Here is an 8,409-nt window from a genome sequence, read left to right as displayed (position 1 = left end):
GGTCTCAGGTCTCCAGGACGGCGAACGTGCGCGGGCGCAGCGAGCGCAACATCACCGCGAGGACGAAGAAGGACAGTGCCGCGCTCGCGGTGACCAGGCGCACGCCCAGCCGGTCCGCCAGCGCGCCCTGCAGCCACACGCCGAAGGTGAAGCCGGCGTAGAGAAGCATGCCGCTGAAGCTGGCGATGCGGGCCCGCATCTCGGCGGGCACGCGCGACTGGCACAGCGTGGCCAGCCCCGTGTTCGTCAGCATGTAGAGGCTGCCCAGCCCCAGCACCGCCAGCACGGCGAAGGGCAGTGACGGCGACAGCCAGTACGCCGCCGCCATGAGGCCGATGAGCAGCACGCACCACTCCAACAGGCGCCCCCTGCCGAAGCGGTCCGCCAGCGAGCCCGCCGCGAGCGCCGCGAGCAACGCACCAGCGCCCTGCGCCCCGACGAGCAGCGACGTGGCGCCCGCGTCCAGGTGGAGCACGCGGATGGCCATGACCGGCGCCAACGCGGTGAAGGGCGCGATGCACAGCGCCACCGACAGCGTGCCCAACAGCGCCAGCGCGATGCCCGGGTCCTCCCGCGCCACCTTCATGCCCTGGACGATGCCCGTCCACAGGCTTTCGCTGCTGGAGGGCGCCCCAGTGGACGCGGCGCCTCGCGCGAAGGCCAGCCCCACCAGCACCGCGAGGAAGGAGAGGGTGTTGGTGAGCAGCGCCCACTCCACGCCCGCCATCGTCACCATCGCCGCGCCCAGCGCCGGGCCGCAGATGCGCCCCAGGTTGTACTGCGCGGAGTCCAGGCTCAGCGCGCTGTGCAAGTCCTCCTTCGGCACCACGCTGACGAGGAGCGCCGTGAAGGCCGGCAGGAAGAGGCTGGTGACGCAGCCGTTGAGGAACGACACGATGGCGATGGCACCCACCGTGAGCTTGCCGGTGAAGGCGAGCGTCGCCAGCGTGCCGGCCAGCAGGCACTCGAGCGCCGTCCCCAGCGCCACGTAGCGGCGCCGGTCGAACCGGTCCGCCAGCGCCCCGCCCAGCGGCGACAGGATGATGGCGGGGAGGAACGTCAGCGCGGCGATGCCTCCCGTCCACTCCGCGCGGCCCGTGACTTTCGTCACGTAGACGCCCAGGGCCAGCACCTCCATCCACGTGCCGATGTTGGAAAGCGTGGCACCAGCGAGGATGAAGGCGAAGTCCCGGTGCCTCAGGGCGCGAAGCGAGGAGAGACGCGACAGTCGGAGCGAGGGCACGGTGGGCTCGTTGTACTTCACCCCGGAACCGCCTGCCCGGGGCTTCCCTGTATTTACTGTCTCACTAGGGATTTCTTGACTCACCGTCATTGACGCATCGCGCGGCGACAATCACTGACGCATCGCGCGGAGCCAATGTCAGACAACACGATTGTGCAGCTCGTCGAAGAATCCCACCCACAGACGCCACATGTCCTCGGCGCCGCGCACAATCGTGGCCATCTCCGCGTCCGTGTATTGGAGCCCCACGGTGTGGCCCGCCGTCTCCACGTGGTCCGGCTCCTGCTTCACGTGGATGTCCACCCACGGCAGGGACTTGAGGCCGGTGGTGCGGCGCAGCAGCTTGCCCAGCTTCGCCACCATGGTGAGGTCCGCCACCTCCGTGCCGTAGAGGAAGCCGAGGCCGGTGAGGTAGTCGTCCGTGGCGCGCTTGTAGCCGTCGATGAGGCGCTGCGTCGCGGGCATCATTTCCGCCTCGGAAACCGCCGCTCGCTCCAGGCCCGCGTCCGTCATCGTGGTGATGAAGAGCCGCTCGTGCGCGTTGGCCGGATTCCCCTCGCCCACCTCCTGGTCGAGGATGTGTGAGACGGCCGTCTTCATCTCCAACTGGGGACACGCGGCCAGCAACCGGCCCAGGAAGTTGGGGAAGTAGTGCATCGGGTGCCACCACTGGCCAAGCACCGTCTCCGCCTGCGCCTTCGACAGCGCACGCTCATCCACCATCTGGAAGAAACGGTGCTTGAGGAGCTGCTCGCGGTTGGGATTCTTGTTCAGCGCCGCCTCGATGGATTCATTCCGCATGGCGTCTCCAGGGGTGTGGACCTCGGGCCTCAAACGATACATCATCGTAGTCCGAGAAAACGGAGAAATAAAGCCATCGCAGTTTTTGCCGATTAAGTATACAGATGAAACAGAGCCGTTTTGCATGTGCGACATGAGAGCTGGTATTACCTGGAACATGTCGTCTCATGCGAGGTGGGGCACGGCGCTGCTGGTAGCGCTGTGGGGGACGGTGAGCCAGGCCGCGCTGGAAGGGCCGGGCCGCGAGCAGTTCCTCCACGCGGCGCGTACGCCGGGCCGCGTCACGGTGGACGGGAGGCTGGACGAGCCGGTGTGGGCCACCGCGCCCGTGTTCGACGGCTTCGTGCAGCGCTTCCCCAAGGCGGGCGCCACGCCCAGCGAGCGCACTGAACTGCGCGTCCTCTACGACGACGACACGCTGTACGTGGGCGTCTACGCGCACGACTCGCAGCCGGCGCTCATCGACTACCGGCTGGGTCGGCGTGACAGCCTGCCTCGCGGCGACAGCATCCACCTGCTCATCGACTCGGCGCATGACCACCGCACGGCCATGGTCTTCTCGCTGAGCGCCAGCGGCGTGCAGAGCGACGGCCTCTACTTCGACGACCGCAACTACACGCAGAACTGGGACGGTGTGTGGGACGCGGCGGCGGCGACCGCCCCGGATGGTTGGGTGGCCGAGTACGCCATTCCCCTGTCGCTGCTGCCCTTTCCCCAGGCGGAGGTGCAGACGTGGGGCTTCTCCGTGCGCCGCGACATCGGCCGGAAGAACGAAGAAATCGAGTCGGTGGAGAACCCGCGCACCACCAACGCGGTGGCCTCGCGGCTGGGGCACCTCACCGGTATGGAGGCGCTGCGTCCGCACGCGCGCTGGGAGGTGCGGCCCTACCTGGCGGCTCGCGGCGTGATGCGGCCCCAGTTCTCCGCGCCCACCCAGCCCACGCCCCGGCTGCTCAGCCCGGTGCTGGACGTGGGGCTGGACGCGAAGGCGGCGGTGACGAGTGACTTGACGTTGAGCGCCACGCTCAACCCGGACTTCGGCGAGGTGGAGGCGGACCAGCTCCTGCTCAACCTCTCCACCTTCGAGTCGTTCTACCCGGAGCGTCGGCCCTTCTTCACGCAGGGGCTGGAGCTCTTCGAGCCGGTGGGCATGACGTCCGACACGGCGCCGATGTCGCTCTTCTACTCGCGGCGCATCGGCCTGGCGACGCCCATCCTCGGCGCGGCGAAGATGACGGGCACGGTGGGGAAGGGCGTGCAGGTGGGCGTCATGGAGGCGCTCGTCACCGCGCCCTGGCAGCAGCGGGACGAGGAGCGTCCGGACCGCGGGCTGCACCTCGAGGCCAGCCGGCCGCTGCACCTGGGGCCCGGCGTGGAGCTGCCCTCCGCGCCCACGGCCACCACCAACTTCCTGGTGGCGATGGCGCGCACGAAGGTGGGGACGAGCTCGCGCGTGGGCGTCTCGCTCGCCTCGGCGCAGCCCTTCGAGGGGACGTGCCGTCCGGAGGATTTGGAGCCGGAGGTGGGGCCGCCGCCCGCGTCGTGCACGGCGACAGGCTCGCTGGCGGGGGCGCTGGACTTCGACGTGAAGACGGGCGACAGCCAGTGGGGCGTGCTGGGCCTCGTCACGGCGTCGCGCGCGGTGGCGGGGCCGCCGGAGCGCCTGCTGCGCGACGGCACGGTGCTGCGGCGCGGGGACACGGGCATGGGTGGCTACGTGCGCGCGGGCCGCTTCGGCGGCAAGGGCTTCCGCCCCGAGCTGGGCGTGGACTTCGCGCTGCCCAAGCTGGAGCTCAACGCCACCGGCTTCCAGCGCACGCAGAACGCGACGATTCCGCGCTTCCAGTTGCAGTACGCGCAGCCGGACGGCTTCGGGCCGCTGAACGACTTCTTCGCCACCTTCACCGTGAAGCCCCAGTGGACGGCGGACGGGCGGGGCGTGTACCGCGGCACGTCCGCCAGCCTCAGCGTGGACTCGCTGCTGCCGTCCTTCGACGTGCTGGGCGTGCAGGGTACGCTCGACGTGGGCGGCTACGACGTGCGCGAGCTGTCCGGCACCGGCGTCCCGCTGGAGCGCACCGGCGTGGCGTACGTCGGCCTCTACGGCAACACCAAGTCCACGCGCACGGTGGCCGTGGGTGGCAGCGCGGGCATCAACCGCCGGCTCGCCACCGCCGCCGCGCCCGCGCACTGGGACTGGACGGCCAGCGTGTACGCGGTGATGAACCCGCACCCCGCGCTGCAGACGCGCGTGGAGGTGGGCAGCGACAGGACGCGGCACGGTCCCCGCTTCGTCACGTCCCTGGACGACGGCCAGTTCCTCCTCGGGGATTTGGACTCGCGCTACCTGTCCCTCACACTGCGGCAGCAGTGGATTGTGTCGCCGAAGCTGACGCTGCAGGGCTACGCGCAGCTCTTCACCGCGTATGGCCTGTACGGCCGCTACTTCACGGCGCGGTCGGACGCCGCGCGCTCGCGCATCGACCTGGACGCGCTGGCGGCCACGGAGCCCGCGGACAACTTCAACTTCCACGACACGGCGCTGAACATCAACGCGGTGGCGCGATGGGAGTACCGGCTGGGCTCCACGCTCTTCCTCGTGTACTCGCACACCCAGCAGGGACTGCCCACGCCGGTGGGCGAGGTGGCTCCGGCGACGCTGGGACCGAAGCGGCTCCTGGATGGCCCGGCGACGGACGCGGTGATGCTCAAGTGGAGCTACTACTGGGGCGCGTGAGGCGCCGAGCTGGAAGGGACCTGGCCGCATGGATGCGCGCTTCACTCCGGAGCACGAGGCGTTCCGCCGCACGGTGCGCCAGTTCGTCGAGAAGGAACTGGCGCCGCACGCGCTGGAGTGGGACCGCGCGGGCCACTTCCCGCGCGAGGTCTACAAGAAGTGCGGCGAGCTGGGCTTCTTCGGCATCGACCACGACCCGAAGTACGGCGGCAGCGGGCTGGACACCTGGTACGTCGCCGTCTTCGCCGAGGAGCTGGCGCGCAGCCAGAATGGCGGCGTCAGCATGTCGTTGATGGTGCAGGGGCAGATGGCCACGCCCGTCATCAACGAGGTGGGCACCGACGAGCAGAAGCGCGAGTTCCTCGCCCCGGCGCTCGCGGGCGAGCGCATCGCCGCGCTGGCCATGAGCGAGCCGGGCGCGGGCTCGGACCTCGCGAGCCTGCGCACCACCGCGCGGCGCGACGGTGACGACTACGTCATCAACGGCTCGAAGATGTGGATTACCAACGGGGCCCGCGCGGACTTCCTCGTCCTCGCCGTGCGCACCGGCGGCGAGGGCATGACGGGCGTCTCCCTGGTGACGCTCCCCACGGACGTGAAGGGCTTCCACGTCTCGAAGAAGCTGGAGAAGGTGGGGCAGCGCTCCTCGGACATGGCCGTCCTTTTCTTCGAGGAGTGCCGCATCCCCGCGCGCTACGTACTGGGACGGGAGAACGACGGCTTCTCCCTCATCATGAACAGCTTCCACGCCGAGCGACTCGTCACCGCCGTCAACACCGTGGCGGTGATGGACGGGCTGTTGCGCGAGGCCATCCGCTACGGCCGCGAGCGCAAGGCCTTCGGCGAGCGGCTGGTGGACTTCCAGGTGTGGCGCCACAAGTTCGTGGACCACCTCACGCTGGTGGAGGCGGCGCGCAGGCTCACCTACCACGCGGTGGACCTCTACGAGCGCAAGCGGCGGCAGAAGGTGAAGCCGGTGAAGGAAATTTCCATGGCCAAGCTCCTCACCACCGAGCTGGCGCAGCGCGTGGCCTATGACTGCCAGCAGTTCTACGGCGGCCTCGGGTACGTCGAAGAGACACACGTCGCTCGCGCGTGGCGCGATGTGCGCATGCTCACCATTGGCGGGGGGACTTCTGAAGTGATGAAAGAAATCATCGCCAGCATGGTTGCGATGTGACGCGGAGTCCCTTGCGCGCCGCGCCACGCATTGCGAGCGGTTGAAACACATCACACGCTCACTTCACGGATGGGCGGCTTTTCGTGGATGATACGGATGACGGTCGAAGCTTGTTTCACGGGGATGTCCCGTGAGTCAGGGTTCGAGCCTCGGCTCGCGCTCCGGCGCGAAAAAGGGGAAGCCAGCCATGTCCGCCACCGAATCCGCGTGCCCTGTCAGCTCGTTCAATGAGTGGGACCCCCTGGAGGAAGTCATCGTGGGCATCGTGGACGGCGCCACCGTCCCGCCCTCGCACATCGCGCTGAAGGCGACGCTGCCGGAGGACCAGCACGACTTCTTCCGGAAGCACGCGGGCAAGCCGTTCCCGGCGGAGCAGATTGCGGCGGCGAAGCGTGACTTGGAGGAGTTCGTCCACATCCTGGAGGCGGAAGGGGTGAAGGTCCGCCGTCCGGAGCCGGTGGACCAGCTCAAGTCCTTCGGCGCGCCGGGCTGGACGAGCACGGGCCTGTACGCGGCCATGCCGAGAGACCTCCTGCTCGTGGTGGGCAACGACATCATCGAGTGTCCCATGGCGTGGCGCTCGCGTTACTACGAGACGTCCGCGTACCGGCCGCTGCTCAAGGAGTACTTCCGCGGCGGGGCGCGCTGGAGCGCGGGCCCCAAGCCGGAGCTCAAGGACGAGCTGTACGACTACGACTGGACGGAGGCGCACGACGGCGGCCCGTTCCGCTCCGTCATCAGCGAGTTCGAGCCCACGTTCGACGCCGCGGACTTCATCCGCTGCGGCCGGGACATCTTCGCCCAGCGGAGCAACGTCACGAACAGCTTCGGAATCGAGTGGCTGCGCCGGCACATCGGCCCGGAGTACCGCATCCACGTCTTCGAGTTCGATGACCCACACCCCATGCACATCGACGCCACGCTGGTTCCGCTGGCGCCGGGGAAGCTGCTCATCAACCCGGAGCGGGTGACGAAGGTGCCGGAGCTGTTCAAGGGCTGGGACGTGTTCCGCGCGCCGAAGCCCATCATGCCGCCCGAGCACACGCTCTACATGACGAGCAAGTGGATCAACATGAACGTCATCATGCTCGACGAGCAGCGCGTGGTGGTGGAGCGCTCGGACGAGCCGATGATTGCCTCGTTCAAGAAGTGGGGCTTCAAGCCCATCCTCTGCAACTTCCGGAACTTCAACTCGTTCGGCGGCTCGTTCCACTGCGCCACGCTGGATGTCCGCCGCCGCGGCGCGCTCCAGTCCTACTTCTAGGCCCGCCGGGTTTCCGAGATGAAAGTCTGGAAGAACTCTCCGCTGGACGCGGTGATGCTCGGGCTGAGCGTCATGCAGACGGTGGTGATGGTGTGGCTCGCGGCCGGCTGGGAGCAGGCCTCCGCCCTTCAGCGGGTGGGCGGCTTCGGGCTCCTGGTCTTCATGATGACGTACAACATCATCGTCATCTCCCACCTCTTCACGCACACGCCGTGGTTCGAGTCGCGGTGGCTCAACGCGCTGGTGTCGATGCTCAACTCGCTGAACATCGGCCAGTCGGTGCAGGCGTATCAGCTCACGCACGTGCGCAACCACCACCGGTACAACAACGACCGGAAGGGCGCGGACGGGCACACGAAGGACAGGTCCTCCACGTTCGAGGACGGGCAGGGGAGTGAGCACGACAGCGTGTGGCACTACGCCTTCGGTGGAGCGCTGCACTCGTTGCTGAGCACGGCGCGCAACGGGGTGGCGGTGTGGCGGCTGTGGGGCGTGGGGCCGCACGAGTCGGCGCTGCGAGAGCTGGCGACGAAGGACCCGGTGCGCCGGGAGCGAGAGTTGCGGCAGGTGCGGCTGGACCGCGTGGCCCATGTCGTGGGGCTGGGCGTGTTCCTCGCGCTGTCCTGGCGGTGGACGCTGGTGTGCTACGTGCCGGCCTTCTACCTGGCGCTCGCGCTCGTCAATGTGCAGAACTACTACGAGCACTACGGCGCGGCGCCGGAGAGCCGGTACACGGACTCGGTGAGCCACTACGGGCGGCTGTACAACCTGCTCGCGTTCAACGACGGCTACCACCAGGAGCACCACCTGCGGCCGCAGACACACTGGAGCCGCATGCCGGCGGTGCGCCGCGAGCACGCCGGCGCGCTGAGCTCGGTGGACCGCATCGTGTCGCCAGTGCCGGCGATTGTCGGCTTCCTGTACCGGAGCCGGCCCCTGCTGCACCGGAAGGCCACGGCCGAGGCACCGCCACCTCCTCCCGAGGAGCCCTCCGAGCGGAACCTGCTCGCTGGATAGCGAAGGTGGACTGTGCGCATCGTGCCCCTGTTGCTGTGCGTGGCCGTATTCGTCTCCGGCTGCGCGTCGCTGCCGCCAGCTTCCGGTAGGAGTGGGCTCCGGAGCGATTCACCGCGGCGCGGTGCCGTGACCGCGCGGAGCGGACCACCAGGCTCGGAGCGGCTCTA

General features: G+C 68.7%; 6 protein-coding genes. 4 read left to right on the top strand and 2 right to left on the bottom strand.

Annotation, left to right across the window (positions count from 1 at the left end; all coding sequences use genetic code 11):
• Positions 1–4: 4 nt before the first annotated feature.
• Positions 5–1,264: an MFS transporter gene (locus tag ACVTJA_RS31875; RefSeq protein WP_465825304.1), complete on the bottom strand. Its 1,260-nt coding sequence runs from the start codon at positions 1,262–1,264 to the stop codon at positions 5–7.
• A gap of 117 nt (positions 1,265–1,381) precedes the next feature.
• Positions 1,382–2,044 (bottom strand): TenA family transcriptional regulator, encoded by a 663-nt coding sequence (locus tag ACVTJA_RS31870; RefSeq protein WP_465825303.1) that lies wholly within the window; start codon positions 2,042–2,044, stop codon positions 1,382–1,384.
• A gap of 157 nt (positions 2,045–2,201) precedes the next feature.
• Here ACVTJA_RS31870 and ACVTJA_RS31865 point away from each other — a divergent pair, with 157 nt between their 5' ends.
• The 4 genes from ACVTJA_RS31865 to ACVTJA_RS31850 all read left to right on the top strand — a co-directional run bounded on the left by ACVTJA_RS31865 (position 2,202) and on the right by ACVTJA_RS31850 (position 8,242).
• A complete protein-coding gene (locus tag ACVTJA_RS31865) occupies positions 2,202–4,781 on the top strand; it encodes a DUF5916 domain-containing protein (RefSeq protein WP_465825302.1) in 2,580 nt (859 codons plus the stop codon).
• A gap of 28 nt (positions 4,782–4,809) precedes the next feature.
• The gene (locus ACVTJA_RS31860; RefSeq protein ID WP_465825301.1) at positions 4,810–5,961 is read left to right on the top strand and encodes an acyl-CoA dehydrogenase family protein; all 1,152 of its coding nucleotides are present in this window, start codon (positions 4,810–4,812) and stop codon (positions 5,959–5,961) included.
• 187 nt (positions 5,962–6,148) lie between these two features.
• A complete protein-coding gene (locus ACVTJA_RS31855; protein ID WP_465825300.1) occupies positions 6,149–7,225 on the top strand; it encodes a hypothetical protein in 1,077 nt (358 codons plus the stop codon).
• Positions 7,226–7,243: 18 nt separating this feature from the next.
• Complete coding sequence (locus tag ACVTJA_RS31850; protein WP_465825299.1) at positions 7,244–8,242, top strand: fatty acid desaturase family protein; 999 nt, start codon at positions 7,244–7,246, stop codon at positions 8,240–8,242.
• The last annotated feature ends 167 nt before the right edge of the window (positions 8,243–8,409 follow it).

This window comes from Pyxidicoccus sp. M6 (genome assembly GCF_055568925.1).
Note: the sequence above shows the minus strand (reverse complement) of the source record. Positions and strands in the feature narration are given on the sequence as shown.

Bases quoted from the DNA above. Each gene is read 5' to 3' on its own strand.
- ACVTJA_RS31870 (WP_465825303.1), bottom strand. From the start codon at position 2,044: ATGCGGAATGAATCCATCGAGGCGGCGCTGAACAAGAATCCCAACCGC.
- ACVTJA_RS31865 (WP_465825302.1), top strand. From the start codon at position 2,202: ATGTCGTCTCATGCGAGGTGGGGCACGGCGCTGCTGGTAGCGCTGTGG.
- ACVTJA_RS31860 (WP_465825301.1), top strand. From the start codon at position 4,810: ATGGATGCGCGCTTCACTCCGGAGCACGAGGCGTTCCGCCGCACGGTG.
- ACVTJA_RS31855 (WP_465825300.1), top strand. From the start codon at position 6,149: ATGTCCGCCACCGAATCCGCGTGCCCTGTCAGCTCGTTCAATGAGTGG.
- ACVTJA_RS31850 (WP_465825299.1), top strand. From the start codon at position 7,244: ATGAAAGTCTGGAAGAACTCTCCGCTGGACGCGGTGATGCTCGGGCTG.